We start from the raw sequence: 15,748 nt of genomic DNA, 5'->3' as shown, positions 1-15,748 counted from the left end.
CGGTCCGTGAAGGCCACCTTGCGGATGTACACCGAGCCCAGGCGAAAGCCCCATTTCTCCGACAGCGGCGAGACCGTGGCGCGCACCTTGCGGCTGAGCTGGTGGCGATCCTCCAGCAGCTTGTCCATCTCCAGGTTGCTCAGGGTCGATATGGTCGCGCTGGCGACGTTGGCCTCCAACGAGCCCTCCGGGTCGGCGTTGTTGAACAAGTAGGCCACCGGGTCGCTCACCTGCATCTCGTACCAGACGCCGACGCTCATGGGCGTGCCTTCCTCGGAGTTGACCATCTGGTTGCGCAGGTAGCGCTGGCGTAGCCGCATGTTCACCGCCTGGCGGGTGCCCATCAGCGGCACCAGGATCGCCTTCGGGCCGAAATGCACCAGCGGGAACTGCATGCCCGGCTCGCGCAGGACACCCATCACCTTGCCGAGGAAGGTGTAGACCACCGCCTCCTGCTCGTTGACGATGGTGTAGAGGCTGAGCAGCCGCGCGAGGCCGAGCAGGATCGGGATGGCCAGCAGCCCGGCGAAGAAGGCGGGGATCATGGCGACTGGATCATTGAGCATGACGGCCTCCGTCGGTGCTGGGTGCGGCCGCCGAGGTCGTCGCCGTCATCTGCACGATGCGCCGCGCGCGCGCCAGCAGCGGGATGCGCATGTTGCGGATATAGGCGATCAGCGCCGCCGAGCCGCCCTGGCCCTTGATGCCCTTCAGGGTGTCGGCCAGCTCGCGCAGCGGGGCGACCTCCGCCTGGGCGTTGTTGCGGGCGATCTCCACCGCGCGCTTGCTCATGGTGATCTGCTGCTCGGCGTCGGCGCGTGCGGTGCTGATGTCCGCGGCCACCTGGTTGCGGGTGCTGTTGATGGCGGACAGCGCCCGGTCCACCGCCGGTGGTGGGTCGATCTGGGTGATCAGCGCCGCGTCCAGCTCGATGCCGTAGCGCGCGCCGGTGGCCTTGCACTGCTGCTCCATGTAGTCGTTGAGCAGCGGCAGGTTCTTGCGGAGATCATTGATGGACACACCCTCGGAGAGCTCCGCGGCCAGCTCCGCGCCGCCCGCGGTGAGCTCGCCGCCGTCCACCAGGCTCTGGCCCTTGGGGTCCACGAAGTTGGCCACCCGCTCGCGCAGCACCGAGACGAAGTAGCCCATCACGTGCTCCAGCGGGCTGTCTACGCCGAAGCAGTACGCGTAGAAGTTGCTCTGCGCCACCCGCCAGCGCAGCTGGCCATCGATGCCGGTGGTCAGGTTGTCCTTGGTGACCGCCTCGATCGTGCGCTGCTGCTTGGTGGGGTCCCAGGTGATGTCGATGGAGCGGGTGGCGATGTCTTGCACCACCGGCTTTTGCCAGGGCCACTTGAAGTGCCAGCCGGGGCCTAAGATCTGGAGCAGCGGATAGCGGTAGCGCTTGCGCTCGTCGTCGTTGAGACCGGGGTCGTCGACGAACTGCCTGCCCAGCCGTTGGGCGCGGCCCATGGTGACCAGCACCGCGCGCTCGTTGGGCTTGACGACGAACCAGGCACGGCTCAGTACCGTGATGCCGAAGTACAGGATCAGGCCGGCGAGAAAGGCCAGGACGGTCATGGCTTGCTCCGTTGCGTGTCCGGAACGCGCGATGGTAACGCGAAATCTCCGGACGAACCGTCACCCTTTGGCGTCGGGGCGTCGGTAGCGCCTTCGCTTGTGTGGACGGGAGCCGCCGCCTCGGTGGCGGGTCGATCAGTCGGCGTGGATGGGATTACGGCGCGAAGGTGGTGGTGGCGCCCCGTAGGTCAGGCTGAGGGGCTAAGCCCGACGCGTTGCTCGGTTTAACCGCGGGAACATCGGGGCTTCTGTGCCGGAGCCACCTGGTGCACTCATGCGGAAGTATGGAGGGGACTCTCGAGGCCGCCCGCTGGGCTGATCGGTGTCGCCCTGGAGGGCGACACTCCGGCCGGCGCTCTGGCCGACACGCGCTCGCGCCGGACAGCGAACGAAATCGATTATTCCAAGGCCGTGTCCCAGGACGCTCAGGCCCGCACGTGGCGTGCGTTCACGTACTCGATGGCCGCACCATGGCGGCCGTGGCGGATGCGGCTGACGCCGGCATAGTCGATGCCGATGCGATACCAGGCGGCATCGGCGGCGCCGAGCACGTGCCCGAGCACGGCCCGCGTCACGCCGGCGTGGCAGACGATGAGCAGGTGCCGGCCCGGCCAGTGCGACAATTGGCGCTCGTAGGCGCGGGCGATGCGCTCGCGGAAGGCGGCCAACGCCTCGCCCCCGGGCGGCCGGTGTGCCGCCGGGTCCGCGCGAAAGGCGTGGAAGGCTTCCGGCTCGGTGGCGGCCACCTCGGACGGGCGCCGACCCTCCCAGGCGCCCATGCCGATCTCGCGCAGCTCCGGCTCCACCGCCAGCGGCAGGTCGAGTCGCCCGGCCAGCTCCACCGCGAAGGCGCGGCAGCGCGCCATTGGTGAGCTTACGACCTGCTGCCAGGGCGGCTCCTCACCCGTCGTGGCGACCACGGCCGCGCGCATCTGCGCCCAGCCGGTCTCGCTCAGCGGGTGGTCGCAGCCGTTGCCGCGGATCATGCGCCCGCCGATGGGCTCGCCGTGGCGGATCAGGTCGATGACGGTGTGTGACATTGGAAGGTAGTTGGTGAATCCGCCGTTTCGGGCAGGATCGGCGAGTTGGAGCTTGAGTGCGAAGTGGGGGTGCGAGGGGGCCGGCGTATGTTAGGGCGCGGCAAGGTTGGCGGATTTTGCCGCGTGAATCCAGCCTTATGCGTCCGCGGTCCGAGATTCGGGACCTTGGCCTCCGCCGTGGCGATGTCCCCAATGGCCAAAGACCCGTGCTTCCGCGACAATCCGCAGATCGAAAACACAGGACTCGCGCGATGCGAAAGCAGAAGCTCTACCCCGGCCTCGACGAGGACAGCTACGGCGGCATGACGCCCACCGGGCGCATCGTGCGCGATGCGCAGGTGTTCGGGCTGATCGCGGAAGACGAGACCTGCGCCGGCTGGTCCCTGGCGGCGATCCAGGACCTTTACGATAGGGTCACCGACGCCTGGCGCCCCTACGGCCAGATGGTGTCGAATCTGCCCGAGGACCTGCGCGCGCGGCACAAGCAGATCTACGACGCCGCCGTCGCCCGCGCCCGCGAGCGCGGCTGGAGCCCGGAGCTGTATTCCGACTGAGCAGACCTGCTGGCGAGCCTTGGCGAATTTTCAAACCCATCTGACAGGCGGCGCCCTGGTCTCGGCCGCTGCCGCCTTTGCGAGCTACGGTCACGGTCTGAGCGGGGTGACCGATACGCAGGCCCTGTTCGTCGTCGGCACCGCGGCGAGCCTGCTGCCGGACGTCGATGCCGACGACTCGAAGCCGCTGCGCGCGGTGTTCGAGGTCGCCGGCATCATCGCCGGCTTCCTGGTGGCCTTTGCCTTCGCGGGGCATTTCGCCGCGCTGGAGCTGGTGGGGATCTGGGCTGGCGCCTGGCTCATCGTGCGCTGGCCGGTGCGCATGGCCTTTGCCCACTTCACCGTGCACCGCGGCCTCTGGCACACGCTGCTGATGGCCCTGGTGCTGGCACTGGCGGCCGGCATCTTCGCGGAGCGCTGGTTGCGACTCGGACCCGGCATGGCCTGGCTGGTGACCGGCTTCGTGCTGCTGGGGTACATCACGCACCTGGTCCTCGACGAGTTGGCGAGCGTGGACGTGCTGGGCCGCCAGGTGAAGGCGTCCTTCGGCACCGCCCTGAAGCCCTTAAGCCTGCGCGCATGGCCGGGCTCGCTCATGCTGCTCGCGCTCGGGGTGCTGCTGTTGGGCCTGACGCCGGACCCAGGCGCGCTGTTCCGGCTGTTGGGCCGCTTCGACATCCACGCCGGCATGCTCGCCGCGCACTGGCCGCGCTGGTGAGCGGCACTGCGCCGGCGTGATCGTCGCCGGCCGCCGGAACCGCTAGAATCGCGCGCGTGCTGCGACTGCAGAATCCTTCTGTCCGAACGGAGGCCGACATGAAAGGCAACCAACGCGTGCTGGCGCACCTGCAACGGCTGCTCAACTGCGACTTGGCGGCGATGGACCAGTTCCTGCTGCACGCCCGGATGTTCGAGGACTGGGGCTATACCAAGCTCGCCGCCCGCACCGACACGGCGCTGGCCGAGTCGCGTCGCCAAACCGACCTGCTGCTGCGCCGCATGCTGTTCTTCGGCAGTGCGCCGGACTTGGTGCAGCGCGAGGCCATGACCACCGCCACGGCCGTGCGCGAGATGCTGCGCTGCGACGTGGAAATGCAGTACCGGCTGGTGGAGAACCTACGCGCGGCCATGGTGTGCTGCATCGAGGAGCAGGACTTTCAGACCCAGGCGATGCTCGCGGGCATGCTGCGCGAATGCGAAGACACACACGTCAACTGGCTGGAGCAGCAACTGGCGCAGATCGAAGCCATGGGGCTGGAGAACTACCTGGCGAGGCAGCTTTGAAGAAGGGCTGAGGGCCGAGGGCCTGGCATCTCGTTTCAGGCAATTTTGCGGGGCGCCAACGCGGGTGGGGCCTGAGCCGAGGAACCAGGTCGACGTCTCTGCTGGTGCTCGTGCTCGTGCTCGTGCTCGAGTATCCGACCACGAGCACGACCACGACAACGACAACAACGAAAGGATCGTAGCAGCTCTTGTGGGAGCGGCACTCTAGGTGCCGCGACCGGCGGCAAGGCAGCACACTACGCCCTGAGTAACTTGCAAGCGGCAGGCAACCTCCCAGCCTCCATCGCGCCACAAAAGGCAGTGGCACTCCCACGCCGGCGCGCCCGGAGTAGCCGCGATGGGAGGTCGGGTTAGCGCAGCGTAACCCGACGATGGGCGTCGGTAAGCCGTTGATTGTCGAGTTACGCTATCGCTAACCGGACCGACACTGAATATTTGCCCAGGCGCTTTGTCGATCCGCCCGGCGGCCGGGCGTGGCCGGCGCAGGGGTAGCCTTGCGCGTCTCGGGGCCGATCACTCCCGGCCGAACGCCCCGAAGGCGTCCAGCGCCTCCGGATTCGCCAGCGCCTCGATGTTCTTGACGGTGCGGCCGTGAATCACGTCGGCGACGGCCAGTTCCACGATCTTGCCGCTGCGGGTGCGCGGGATGGCCGGCACCTGGCGGATGGCGGCCGGCACGTGCCGCGGCGTGAGCCGCTCGCGGATGCGCACGCGGATGGCGTCCGCCAGCGCGTCGTCCAGCATGAGGCCCCCGCGCAGCACCACGAACAGCAGCACGCGCTGATCCCCCTGCCAGTCCTGGCCGACGGCGATGGCCTCCAGCACGGCGTCCATGCCCTCGACGACGCGGTAGATCTCCGCCGTGCCGATGCGCACGCCGCCGGGGTTCAGCACCGCGTCGGAGCGGCCGTAGATCACGAGGCCGCCGCGGGGTGTCAGCTCGGCGAAGTCGCCGTGGGTCCAGGTGTCCGGAAAGTGCTCGAAGTAGGCCGCCCGGTAGCGGGCGCCGTCCGGGTCGTTCCAGAAGGCCACCGGCATGCACGGGAAGGGCCGGGTGCAGACCAGCTCGCCACGCTCGCCGACGACGGCGTCGCCCGCGTCGTCGAACACCGCCACGGCAAGTCCTAGCCCGCGGCACTGCAATTCGCCGCGGTAGACGGGCAGCATCGGGTTGCCCAGCGCGAAGCAGGAGACGATGTCCGTGCCGCCGGAGATGGACGAGAGCTGCAGGTCCGCCTTGATGGCGCGATAGACGTAGTCGAAGGACTCCGGCGCCAGCGGTGAGCCGGTGGAGAGCACGGTGCGCAGCGCGGACAGGTCGTGCGTGCGTCCGGGCTCGGCGCCTGCCTTCTCCAGCGCGGCGATGTACTTGGCGCTGGTGCCGAAGGCCGTGACGCCTTCCTCCGCCACCAGGTCCCAGAGCACTTCCGGCCCCGGATGGAACGGCGAGCCGTCGAACAGCACCAGCCGTGTGCCGAGCGCGAGCGCGCTGGCCATCCAGTTCCACATCATCCAGCCGCAGGTGGTGAAGTAGCAGAGGCGGTCCGCGGGGCCCAAGTCCGTGTGCAGCGCCAGCTCCTTGAGATGCTGGATCAGCGTGCCGCCGGCGCCGTGGACGATGCACTTGGGTTTTCCGGTGGTGCCGGACGAGTACAGTATGTAGAGCGGGTGGTCGAAGGGCAGCGCCGCGAAGGCCGGCGCGTAGCAGAGGTGCCGCTCGATGAGCGCGGGCCACGGCAGCGCCGTATCGCCCAGCGAGTGCGGCTCGTCCGGAAAGACCCAGGGCACCACCACCGCGCGCTCCAGGCGCGGCAGCCGCGCGACGATGGCCGCGAAACGCTCGCGCACGTCGATGCGCTTGCCGGCGTAGTGGTAGCCGTCGATGCCGATCAGCACCTTCGGCTCGATCTGCCCGAAGCGGTCCACGACGCCGTCCACGCCGAAATCCGGCGAGGCCGACGACCACACCGCGCCGATGCTCGCCGCCGCCAGCATGGCGACGATGGCCTCCGGACGGTTCGGCAGCAGCGCCGCCACGCGGTCGCCGGGGCCGACGCCGACGGACCGAAGCCAGGCGGCGAAGGCGCCGACCTGCGACCACAGCTCGCCGAAGCTGAGCGCCTCGCGCGCGCCGTTCTCGCAGCGGAAAACGATGGCGATGTCTTCCGCGCGGTCGGCGGCGTGGCGCAGCAGGTGCTCGGCAAAATTGAGCCGCGCGCCCGGGAACCAGCGCGCGCCGGGCATGCGCTCGGGGTGCTCCAGCACCTGCGTGAAGGGCGTCGAGGCATGCAGCTCGAGGAACTCCCACAGGAGCCCCCAGCAGCCCTCGAGGTCCATGGCCGACCAGCGGTGCAGTGCCGCGTAGTCCTCGAACCGGTGTCCGGTCTTCCGCTCGGCAGCAGCAGTGAAGGCGGCCATGCGGCTGGCGGCGGCGCGCTCGGGCGACGGGGTCCAGATGGGCGTGTCGGATTCCGGCTTGGCCATGGCGATTCCCGGCGGGTGAAAGCAAGCTCGGCCGGGGAGGTTAACGCATTCTCCTGCCGGACAGGCCGCCTGCGTGCCGCCTGGCCTGGCGCATTGCCCGGCGCAGCAGTGCAACGGCGAGCCATTCCTGCGGTGTCTGCCGGCCGTGCCAGCGGAACGCCAGTGTGGCCTTGGTCTCCGCATAGAGCTGCGCGACATCAGCGGGCATCCCCGGCAGCCCGCGCGCCTGGAGGTGGCGCAGCAGCAGGAGCAACTGGTGGTCGCGGATGCGGTAGCGCACCAGGCGGCGGGCATAGGTGAGCCAGTCGCCCGGCCGACGCGGGGACAGCGAGCGAAACAGAAACAGCGCCCCCGGCTCCAGCGCCAGCGCCGGATCCGGCTGCACCAGACCGGCCGGGACGGGCTTGCCCTTCACCAGTGCGGACAGAAACAGGTCCTCGCCGATTAGGCCCCGCGGCAGCGACAGGCCGGCGCCGCGCAACCCGGCGACGAAGCTGCCGCGCAGCGCGTAGAGGTTGCCGGCGAGCCGGCCGAGCTGCCCCATGTGCGCGCACCAGGCGACACGGCTGCGGCCGCAGCCCGGCAGCGCGGCGACCGCCCGCGCCGTCGGTTCCACCAGGAGCCGCCGGGCCAGCGCGGCAGGTGCGCCCGGCGCCGCCTGCACATCGCCGTCCATGAACAGGTGCATGTCGGCGTCCGGCGCCAGCGCGTGCACATAGTGGTTCCAGGCGGCCGCCTTGTCCGCCACGGGCAGCGATAGCAGCCGGATTGGCCCGTGGTGCTCGGCGTAGGCGGCGACGACGGCCTCGGTGCGGTCGGTGCAGCCGTTGGCGAGCACGTGGATGCCGCGGCAGCGTGGGAGCTCGGCCAGGGCCGGGAGCAGGCTGTCCAGGCAGGCGCCGATGCTGGCCGCCTCGTTGTACGCGAAGACCGCGCAGGACCAGGTGGCTGCGGCCGCTGGAGAGGGGTATGGCGTGCTCATCCGTGCGCTCTCCGGGACGCAATGGCCGTCATGCGTCCGGCGGACTGCCGATCCGGATCGAAAAGCCAACGTGCATAGCGATATACTGTCGCGTTTAGCGGTATGCGGCCGCGTCTTATCCCCTCTGCCCGCGCGTTCGGCGCCGGGCGGCCATCCCCCTGCAAGCTACGAGGCTCCAGATACCATGGATCACGGCACGACCATTACGCAATTCATCAGCGAAGAGCAGCGCAAGTCGCCCGGCGCCACCGGCGAGTTCACGGCTCTGCTGAACGACATCGTCACCGCCTGCAAGATGATCTCCAACCAGGTCAACCACGGCGCGCTGGTGGGCGCGCTCGGCAGCGCCGGCAGCGAGAACGTGCAGGGCGAGACGCAGAAGAAGCTCGACGTGCTCTCCAACAAGATGTTCATCTCCAGCAACGAGTGGGCCGGGCACCTGGCGGCCATGGCCTCCGAGGAGATGGACGACGTTTATCAGATCCCGGACGAGTACCCGCGCGGCAAGTACCTGCTCACCTTCGACCCGCTGGACGGTTCCTCGAACATCGACGTCAACGTCTCCGTCGGCACCATCTTCAGCATCCTGCGCTGCCCGGGCGGCACCGACAAGCCCACCGAGCGCGATTTCCTTCAGGCCGGTACCCAGCAGGTCGCCGCCGGCTACGCCCTCTACGGCCCGTCCACGATGATGGTGCTCACCACCGGCCACGGCGTGAACGGCTTCACGCTGGACCAGAACATCGGCGAGTTCATCCTCACCCACCCGGACATGACCATCCCGGCGGATACCGCGGAGTTCGCCGTCAACGCCTCCAACAGCCGCTTCTGGGAGCCGCCCGTGAAGCGCTACGTGGACGAGTGCCTGGCCGGTACGGAAGGTCCGCGCGACAAGGACTTCAATATGCGCTGGATCGCGTCCATGGTGGCCGAAGTGCACCGCATCCTCACCCGCGGCGGCGTCTTCATGTACCCGATGGATTCCAAGATGGCCGCCAAGGGCCAGGGTGGCAAGCTGCGCCTGCTCTACGAGGCCAACCCCATGAGCTTCATCGTCGAGCAGGCCGGTGGCGGCTCCATCACCGGCAAGCAGCGCATCATGGACCTCCAGCCCTCCGACCTGCACCAGCGCGTGCCCGTCATCCTCGGCTCCCGCAACGAGGTGGAGCGCATCCAGGGCTACCACACCGCGGACTGACCCGGAGCGCCGGCGCCCCGACCGGGAGCGCCGGCGTCCGCCTGGGAGCGCCGGCGTCCCGCCGGCAACTGGGATGGCCGGCGTCCCGCCGGCCTAGCCGCCGCCAGGCGGCGCACGTCCCGAGATGCCCGCATCACCGAGCCCAAGACACCCGCGCCGAAGTGCTGCGACCATAGTCGGCCCAAAGTTGGTGTCCTCCTGGTTGCCGCAGTCGTCGGTTTGCGAATATCCGACCACGACCACGACCACGATCCAGGCTCGTTGGTTGCACTGAGAGCCGCCGGGACCCGAGCCGCGGGTGAACGGTTGCAGCCCGCCGCGGGTGTTGCTCTGTGCCGCCGCGTGCGCGAATCGAGTCATCGGCCGGCGCGCGATCTCGCCACCGATGAGCTCCACCCGCTCGTCCGGGCTAAGTACGATGCGCGCGATTTCGGCGCTGCGAGCAATACTTGCCCGGTGTCCGAAGCCACCGCTTTCGGGATCAGCGCCCGGAATGGACCTGCGACTCTATCGATGGACCTGGGCGCGGTCGCGGGGGATTCGGACACGGGGGGATGATAGCGGACGATGCTTCGATGGTCGGCCGTGTTCAACCGCAATTTCGCCGTCCGCAACAAGCGTGCGGTGGTCGCCGAGCTCATGCGCCGCGCCGAGGCCGAGCAACAGCGCCGGCGGGTGGAGGCATTCCGCACTGGACGCGGGCCGCCGGCGGGTAACTCCGCGCGCGCTTCAGCGCGGTTGCCGCGCCTTGGGCGCCGCGCCGAGCTGCGTTGAAATCTCCTGCCCCGCGGCGCGCACTGCGTCGATCCACTCCAACCGCCGGCGCTCGATGGGCGCTGACACCGACAGGCCGCCGGCGACGCGTCCGGTGGCGTCGTGCAGCAGCACGCCGATGCAGCCGACGTCCAGTTCGGCCTCTTCGTTGTCGAGCGCATGGCCGGCCTCCAAGGCTGCCGCGCACTCGGCGATGAGCCGCTCCACGTTGGTGATGCTGTTCCTGGTGTAGGCGGGCAGGTTGGTGCGCTCGGCGTAGGCGCGGATGGCGGACTCGCCGCCGGCGGCGAGCATGAGCTTGCCGACGGCCGTGACGTGCAGCGGCGCGCGGGAGCCGATGAGCTGCTGCACGTGCACGCTGCGGCTGGGCGTCGCCTTCTCGATGTAGACTACTTGATCGCCCTCGCGGATGGTGAGGTTGATGGTCTCGCCAAGGCGGTCGCGCAGCGCCTCCATGACCGGGAGCGCCAGGGCGCGCATGTCCACGTCGCCGTGCAGCCGCACGCCGAGCTGCAACAGCCGCAAGCCCAGCCGATAGCGCCCGGCGGCGTCACGCTCCACGAAGCCGTTGTCCGCCAGCGACGCCAGGATGCGATGCGCAGTGGACGGGTGCAGCCCGGTCTCGGCGCCAAGCACCTTGAGGCTCACCGGCTCCGGGTAGCGGGAGATGGCGTCCAGCAGCGCCGCGGCGCGGTCGATGACCTGGATGCGGTTGCCGGCGCGCTCTTTGGGCATGGCGATGGCTGCCGGCGGCGGGGCAGGGCGCCGCGCCGTGGGGATGGCTAGATCAGTCCGCGGCCGAGCCGAAGCGCGCCGCGAGCGCGGGCAGCAGCCGCTCCAGCGCCATGCCACGGGAGCCCTTGATGAGCAGGGTCGCGTCCGGCGTCAGCTCGGCGGCGATCTCTGCGGCAAGCTGCTCAGACCAGGCCGCATGGGCGCTGATGGCCAGCTCGTCCAAGGCCAGTTGGGCGGCGGCCGTCGCGAAGTGCGGGCCGATGAGCACGCAGCACTCGGCGGTGTCCGCCGCCAGCGCGGCGATGTCGCGGTGCGCCGACGGCGTCGCCGCGCCCAGCTCCAGCATGTCGCCCAGCACCGCCATCCGCGGTGGCGGGTAGGCCGCGAGCACCTTCAGCGCCGCGCGCATGGAGGTGGGGTTGGCGTTATAGGCGTCGTTGATGACCGTCGGCCGCGCCGGGTCATTGGCGCCCATCACCTCGCCGCGCATGGGCGCATGGCCGGCGGCGGGCCAGGCGGCGGCGATGTCGGCCTCGGCGATGCCGAAGGCGCGGGCGACGGCGCTGGCGGCGGAGGCGTTGAGGCGGTTGTGCTCGCCCGGCAGCGGCAGGTCGGCGGCGATGGGGTCGAGGTCGAAGCGCCGGACCGCGAAGGCGGGCTCGGCCGGCACGGTCAGCGGCACCGGTAGGCGCTCTTCGGCGGGCAGTAAAGCCAGGCCGCCGGCGGCAACGTGCGCCAGGATCGCCGACTCCTCGCGCGCGACGCCGTTGAGGTCGCGCAGGAATTCCAGGTGCTCCTCGCCGATGCTGGTGAGCACGGCGATGTCCGGCCGGACGATGGCGGCCAGCTCGGCAACCTCTCCCGGGTGATTGGTGCCCACCTCGGCCACCAGAAAGTCGTGCTCTGTCCGGGCGGAGAGCACGGTCAGCGGTACACCCAGGTGGTTGTTGAAGCTCTTCGGGCTCTGACTGCCGCTGAGCCCGCCTTGTGTTAGCACATGGTGGATCAGATGCCGCGTGGTGGTCTTGCCGTTGCTGCCGGAGACGCTGACGATGCGGCAGCCGCCTGCGCCGAGCACATCCCGCCAGCGCGCGGCCAGCGCTTGCAATGCCGCCACGGTGGATGTCACCCGCAGCAGCGCCAGACCGCCTGCCACCTCGCCGGCCAGAGCGCGTGATTGACCCGCGGTGGGTGCTGGCGACACGTCGCGCTCCACGAGTGCCAGCAGCGCCCCGGCTGCCTGCGCCTTGTCGAGGAAGTCATGCCCGTCGAATCGCTCGCCGGCGATGGCGACGAAGACCTCCCCCGGCTGCAGCGTCCGGCTGTCGATGCCGAGGCCAGCGAGTTGGGCGTGTGCATCACCCGGGGGCACGAGCCAATCGCCACCGGTGATGTCGGCGAAGGCGGCAGGGGTCCAAAAGGCAGTGGGGTCGTTCATGTCGATGCTGGCGGACTGGCGCTCGGGGCGATGCTGCGACGAAAGGCACCGCCAATACGGCGAGCATACCAGCAGCCTCGGGTGCAGATGCAGCACTGGTCCCTCACGCCGCATCCGCACGCCGTACGGCCGGCGAGGCCATGTCGCCGAGACGGTGGCGGTGGAGACTCGGCAAGGACGTTCGCCATGCCGAAATCGAGCCGACCGACGCCGGACATTGACCTGGTCTTGGCGGCGAGAGATTGGCGGTGACGACTGGCGCGGGGGGCGCCCGGGGTCGAGTTCGTCCCGCAACGTCTGTTTCGCGGGGTCGGAACGCTCAGGTGTTCGCCCATTTGGTCTTGGCGCTCTTGCGGATGACCGAGGGGCCCGGCCCGTTGATCACTTTCAGATCCGTCCCCGTTCCAGGCTCCAACCGACGCGCCCCACCGGACGAGTGAATACAACGATATACTCCTCTCGCCTGGGCCGGGCGCCAAGGCTGGCATTGACTGCCCATGCCCCGCGCAGCCTTGCAAAGCCGTTGCGATTCAATTGTCATGTGACTTCCCGTACCGAGAAATGCGGACACCCGGTTCATGAAATCTGCGCACAACCTCATCAGACTGGTCTTGCTCTCCCCTCTTTGCCTGGTGCTCGGGTATGCCTTGGCGCAACCAGGTCCACAGGAGTTCGTTCGCGCCAGCGGACCCAATCTTGTGCTCGGCAGTGAGACTTTTCTGCTCAAGGCAATATGCTTCGCGAATTCCTACGAAGGCATATCGGACCCCAATGACCTGCTGCAATCCAGTCATCACACGGAGGATGACTTTCGCACTGTTGCCGAGCTTGGCTTTAACGCCGTCCGCTTCGCCTTCACGGGCGACTGGTTTGAGCGCGACCCCGACGCCTTCTTCCGTTGGCTGGATCAAAACCTGGCGTGGGCGCGCGGCCACGGCATTTACCTCATACTCGATCTGCACATTCCGATCGGCGGCTATTGGCTGAGTGCCAACAGCGATCGCAGGGATTTCCGTCTGTGGACCGATGCGGGCATCAGAAGGAAAAACGTGGATCTGTGGAAGGCCTTGGCCGCGCGTTACAAGAACGAAACGCAAATAGCCGCGTACGACATTCTCAATGAGCCCGTCACCGCGGATTCAACGGGGCAACAGTGGCAGGATCTGGCCAACGACATCATCGCTGCGATACGCTCGGAAGATCCGAGCCACCTCATCGTGGTGCAACGGCTCTACGGTGTGAGCCGGTCGTACAGCACGCATGGGGCGCAGACGCAGTTCCTTGTGAACGACGGGAACGTCGTGTATGACTTCCATTTCTACGAGCCTGTCGACTACACGCACCAATTCGCGTCTTGGCTGGAACGCCCGACCGGTGACGGAGGCAAGTACCCGGACAACAATACTTTTCTCCCCACGGGCGCGCAGCAGCTCATTGTCACCGCCGCGCAGGAAACTCCCGTGCCATTCACCCCCGCGGATGATTGGCAAGAATACCGCAGCGCCAAATTCAAAGTGACCGATCCTGAAATAGTGATGGGGTTGCCCGTGATGATCGTGGGCGGCGAGTCGCCGGATACGGTGTATTTCGATGACTTCGCCGTTAGAGAATTCAATGCAGCAGGTGAATATATCGGCGATGTCGTGGAGGACCCATTGTCGCAGGAGTCCATTTGGTCATGGTGGACATGGAACAACCCGCCGGAGCGGCGCCATGCCGATTTCACGCGAGTGGTGAACTTTGGACGCACGGACGACCACAGTCTGGCGATAGCCCAGCCGGCCGGACCGGGGTTTTCGGGTTGGAGCAGCGATCATCGCTGGTTCCCCGTCAAACAGGGCCATGCCTACCAAATCGTTGGCTACATGAAGCGGGCGGCGGCGGATGCGGAAGCGTCCTCCGACGGCCTCTCTGCCTATTTCGACATCGGCTTCTACGGTAACCCGAGCAACGGCTCAGAAGCAGGCTTTGTGGCGCGCAATAAGGAATACTTGCGCCAGGAGTTTCTGAAGTATTATCAATTTTCCGAAACCCACGACGTACCCATGTCGGTCCTGGAGTTCGGCTTGATGAAGCAATGCTTTGATTCCGGCAAAGGAGGAACGCGATGGGTTTCGGACTCACTGGACATCTTCAAGCAGCACAATGTCAGCTTCGCGTACTGGAACTACCATGGCGATCGCATGGGGCTGTATCTGTCGCCCGCCAATACCGAGGTTGGGTTGCCGAATCAGCCCTTGATCGACGTCCTCCGCGACAGGCTTGGCGCGTGGTGATGGCGGTGCGCGCTCGCCGCCAGCGTTATGGCTGCGAGAGGCCCAAAGCTGCGGTGTCTCCCGTCGGGTGCGGCGCCCAGCGACTCTGGGGGACCTTCTAGTACCCCCTTTCACGCAATCTTGCAGGCGCCAACCCCGGCGGGGCCGGACTCGAAGAGCCCCGTCGAAGTCTCTGCTCCTTGTCGTTGTCGTAATCGTCGGCGTGATCGGATAGTCGACAACGACAACGAACGCAAAATTAGGAGAAACGCTGCACGAGACGCCATCAAAGGAAACGCCGATCGATCGGCGTTTCCTCGCTCTTCTGTCACTGGCTCGCGCGGCTTTGCTGGCGTGCTGCGACCTTCTGTCGAGGTGCCAGGTCCTCCCACACCTTATTCACCGGAAGCACCGCGATGCCTTCCTCGGCCACCATTTTCACCACGTCGCGGAACTTGTCGATGTCGTAGGAGATGGGGCTGTCGCTTGGGTGTTGCGCGTCGTGCAGGTAATGGAACATCAGGAGCAGCCACTGATTATTCTCTTTCGCCAAGGCAACCTGCTCCTTGATCTCTGACACAGGGGTCGTGTTTAGCACGTTGAATGTGCGCAGCAGCGCGGGGTCACCTGGCGGCAGCGTTTCCATACCGCCGCCGGCGACGCGGGCGGTGTCGTAGGCGGCGCGTACCTCCGGAAGCACGTAGCTGCGGTTCTGTGCGCCTTCCGGGTAGGCGATGTGCCGCATGCCATCCTCCAAGCCCGCCTGGCGGAAGAAGCTGTAAATGGCATCGATTTCGGCACGCAGATCAATGGGGGTGAGTTGGGTAAACGGCGTGACATCGTGGGCCGACAAACCCCAACCGTCCTGCGCGAGCCCTCGAAGTTGGGCAAGGCTCATGTATCCGGGTTGGCCGACTGCTTTTGGGATAATGTAGGCGGTAGCGGTCTGGCCGTATTGCTTCAGTATGTCGGCGGCCAGCAGGACATCGTCGTAACCGTCGTCAAATGTGTAGGACAACACCGGACTATGGGTTGTGGGTGTCAATTCCAGGTTGCTGATATCGAACAGGAGGGGCGCCTTGCCGTTGTCGGCCAGGTAGATGCTGACGTAGCGAATCTTGCTGGGATCTGGATTTCCCTTTTTCCCGGCGTTGCCGAGACCGTAGGAGAACCGTTGCCATTCGCCGGCTTGAAGGATATTGAAGTCGGGATCCGAGTAGACCGGCATGCTAATGTAGAAGTAGTTTTCGAACTTTTCGTCAGGCGAGAAGCGAAGCTCAATGCCGCCGTCGTCGTCCAAGCTGTTGATGCGGCATTGGAAGGTGATGATCGCGCGACGCAGGTCGGTTTCAGGCACTTCCGCCTTGACAAGCGCTGGCCGCCCGTCGCCACTGGTGCCGACGCGGTACCACGGAAAGGCATC

Annotated in this window: 13 protein-coding genes; 5 read left to right on the top strand and 8 right to left on the bottom strand. The window is 67.3% G+C overall.

Annotated elements, in window-relative coordinates; translation table 11 throughout:
* The 3 genes from LJE69_RS07110 to LJE69_RS07100 all read right to left on the bottom strand — a co-directional run.
* A partial coding sequence (locus LJE69_RS07110; RefSeq protein ID WP_296923234.1) for an SPFH domain-containing protein occupies positions 1-566 on the bottom strand: 566 nt, incomplete at its 3' end.
* A complete protein-coding gene (locus LJE69_RS07105; protein WP_296923231.1) occupies positions 556-1,581 on the bottom strand; it encodes an SPFH domain-containing protein in 1,026 nt (341 codons plus the stop codon). The genes LJE69_RS07105 and LJE69_RS07110, both read right to left, overlap by 11 nt.
* Positions 1,582-2,006: 425 nt before the next feature.
* Positions 2,007-2,621, bottom strand: coding sequence for a histidine phosphatase family protein (locus LJE69_RS07100; protein WP_296923228.1), 615 nt, complete (start codon positions 2,619-2,621; stop codon positions 2,007-2,009).
* A gap of 251 nt (positions 2,622-2,872) precedes the next feature.
* On the opposite strand from LJE69_RS07100, the gene LJE69_RS07095 reads away from it, so the two are divergent.
* The 3 genes from LJE69_RS07095 (at position 2,873) to LJE69_RS07085 (ending at position 4,459) form a co-directional block, all read left to right on the top strand.
* The gene (locus LJE69_RS07095) at positions 2,873-3,175 is read left to right on the top strand and encodes a hypothetical protein (protein ID WP_296923225.1); all 303 of its coding nucleotides are present in this window, start codon (positions 2,873-2,875) and stop codon (positions 3,173-3,175) included.
* Positions 3,176-3,194: 19 nt separating this feature from the next.
* Positions 3,195-3,893 carry a metal-dependent hydrolase gene (locus LJE69_RS07090; protein WP_296923222.1) on the top strand — a complete coding sequence of 233 codons (699 nt, stop codon included), beginning with the start codon at positions 3,195-3,197 and terminating at the stop codon, positions 3,891-3,893.
* A gap of 98 nt (positions 3,894-3,991) precedes the next feature.
* Positions 3,992-4,459, top strand: a complete 468-nt coding sequence (locus LJE69_RS07085) for a bacterioferritin (RefSeq protein WP_296923221.1) — start codon at positions 3,992-3,994, stop codon at positions 4,457-4,459.
* 513 nt (positions 4,460-4,972) lie between these two features.
* Here the strand turns inward: LJE69_RS07085 and LJE69_RS07080 are convergent.
* Together LJE69_RS07080 and LJE69_RS07075 are read right to left on the bottom strand one after the other, a co-directional pair.
* Positions 4,973-6,943 (bottom strand): acetoacetate--CoA ligase, encoded by a 1,971-nt coding sequence (locus tag LJE69_RS07080; protein WP_296923218.1) that lies wholly within the window; start codon positions 6,941-6,943, stop codon positions 4,973-4,975.
* Between the two features lie 40 nt (positions 6,944-6,983).
* On the bottom strand, positions 6,984-7,925 hold the full coding sequence (locus tag LJE69_RS07075; protein WP_296923216.1) for a glycosyltransferase family A protein: 942 nt from the start codon (positions 7,923-7,925) through the stop codon (positions 6,984-6,986).
* Positions 7,926-8,109: 184 nt separating this feature from the next.
* On the opposite strand from LJE69_RS07075, the gene LJE69_RS07070 reads away from it, so the two are divergent.
* Entirely contained in the window at positions 8,110-9,123 is a 1,014-nt protein-coding gene (locus LJE69_RS07070; protein WP_296923213.1) for a class 1 fructose-bisphosphatase, read from the top strand.
* Positions 9,124-9,852: 729 nt separating this feature from the next.
* Here LJE69_RS07070 and LJE69_RS07065 read toward each other — a convergent pair.
* Both LJE69_RS07065 and murF read right to left on the bottom strand, forming a co-directional pair.
* Positions 9,853-10,632: an IclR family transcriptional regulator gene (locus tag LJE69_RS07065; protein ID WP_296923210.1), complete on the bottom strand. Its 780-nt coding sequence runs from the start codon at positions 10,630-10,632 to the stop codon at positions 9,853-9,855.
* Positions 10,633-10,684: 52 nt separating this feature from the next.
* Positions 10,685-12,070: a Mur ligase family protein gene (gene murF, locus LJE69_RS07060; RefSeq protein ID WP_296923207.1), complete on the bottom strand. Its 1,386-nt coding sequence runs from the start codon at positions 12,068-12,070 to the stop codon at positions 10,685-10,687.
* Between the two features lie 578 nt (positions 12,071-12,648).
* Here murF and LJE69_RS07055 point away from each other — a divergent pair.
* Positions 12,649-14,346, top strand: a complete 1,698-nt coding sequence (locus LJE69_RS07055; protein WP_296923204.1) for a cellulase family glycosylhydrolase — start codon at positions 12,649-12,651, stop codon at positions 14,344-14,346.
* A 307-nt stretch (positions 14,347-14,653) separates the two neighbouring features.
* Here LJE69_RS07055 and LJE69_RS07050 read toward each other — a convergent pair.
* A partial coding sequence (locus LJE69_RS07050) for a polysaccharide deacetylase family protein (RefSeq protein ID WP_296923201.1) occupies positions 14,654-15,748 on the bottom strand: 1,095 nt, incomplete at its 5' end.

The organism is Thiohalocapsa sp. (assembly GCF_022340605.1).
GTDB lineage: Bacteria > Pseudomonadota > Gammaproteobacteria > Chromatiales > Chromatiaceae > Thiohalocapsa.
Note: the sequence above shows the minus strand (reverse complement) of the source record. Positions and strands in the feature narration are given on the sequence as shown.

Coding starts and splice junctions, on each gene's coding strand:
- LJE69_RS07105 (WP_296923231.1), bottom strand. CDS start 1,581: ATGACCGTCCTGGCCTTTCTCGCCGGCCTGATCCTGTACTTCGGCATC.
- LJE69_RS07100 (WP_296923228.1), bottom strand. CDS start 2,621: ATGTCACACACCGTCATCGACCTGATCCGCCACGGCGAGCCCATCGGC.
- LJE69_RS07095 (WP_296923225.1), top strand. CDS start 2,873: ATGCGAAAGCAGAAGCTCTACCCCGGCCTCGACGAGGACAGCTACGGC.
- LJE69_RS07085 (WP_296923221.1), top strand. CDS start 3,992: ATGAAAGGCAACCAACGCGTGCTGGCGCACCTGCAACGGCTGCTCAAC.
- LJE69_RS07080 (WP_296923218.1), bottom strand. CDS start 6,943: ATGGCCAAGCCGGAATCCGACACGCCCATCTGGACCCCGTCGCCCGAG.
- LJE69_RS07075 (WP_296923216.1), bottom strand. CDS start 7,925: ATGAGCACGCCATACCCCTCTCCAGCGGCCGCAGCCACCTGGTCCTGC.
- LJE69_RS07070 (WP_296923213.1), top strand. CDS start 8,110: ATGGATCACGGCACGACCATTACGCAATTCATCAGCGAAGAGCAGCGC.
- LJE69_RS07065 (WP_296923210.1), bottom strand. CDS start 10,632: ATGCCCAAAGAGCGCGCCGGCAACCGCATCCAGGTCATCGACCGCGCC.
- murF (WP_296923207.1), bottom strand. CDS start 12,070: ATGAACGACCCCACTGCCTTTTGGACCCCTGCCGCCTTCGCCGACATC.
- LJE69_RS07055 (WP_296923204.1), top strand. CDS start 12,649: ATGAAATCTGCGCACAACCTCATCAGACTGGTCTTGCTCTCCCCTCTT.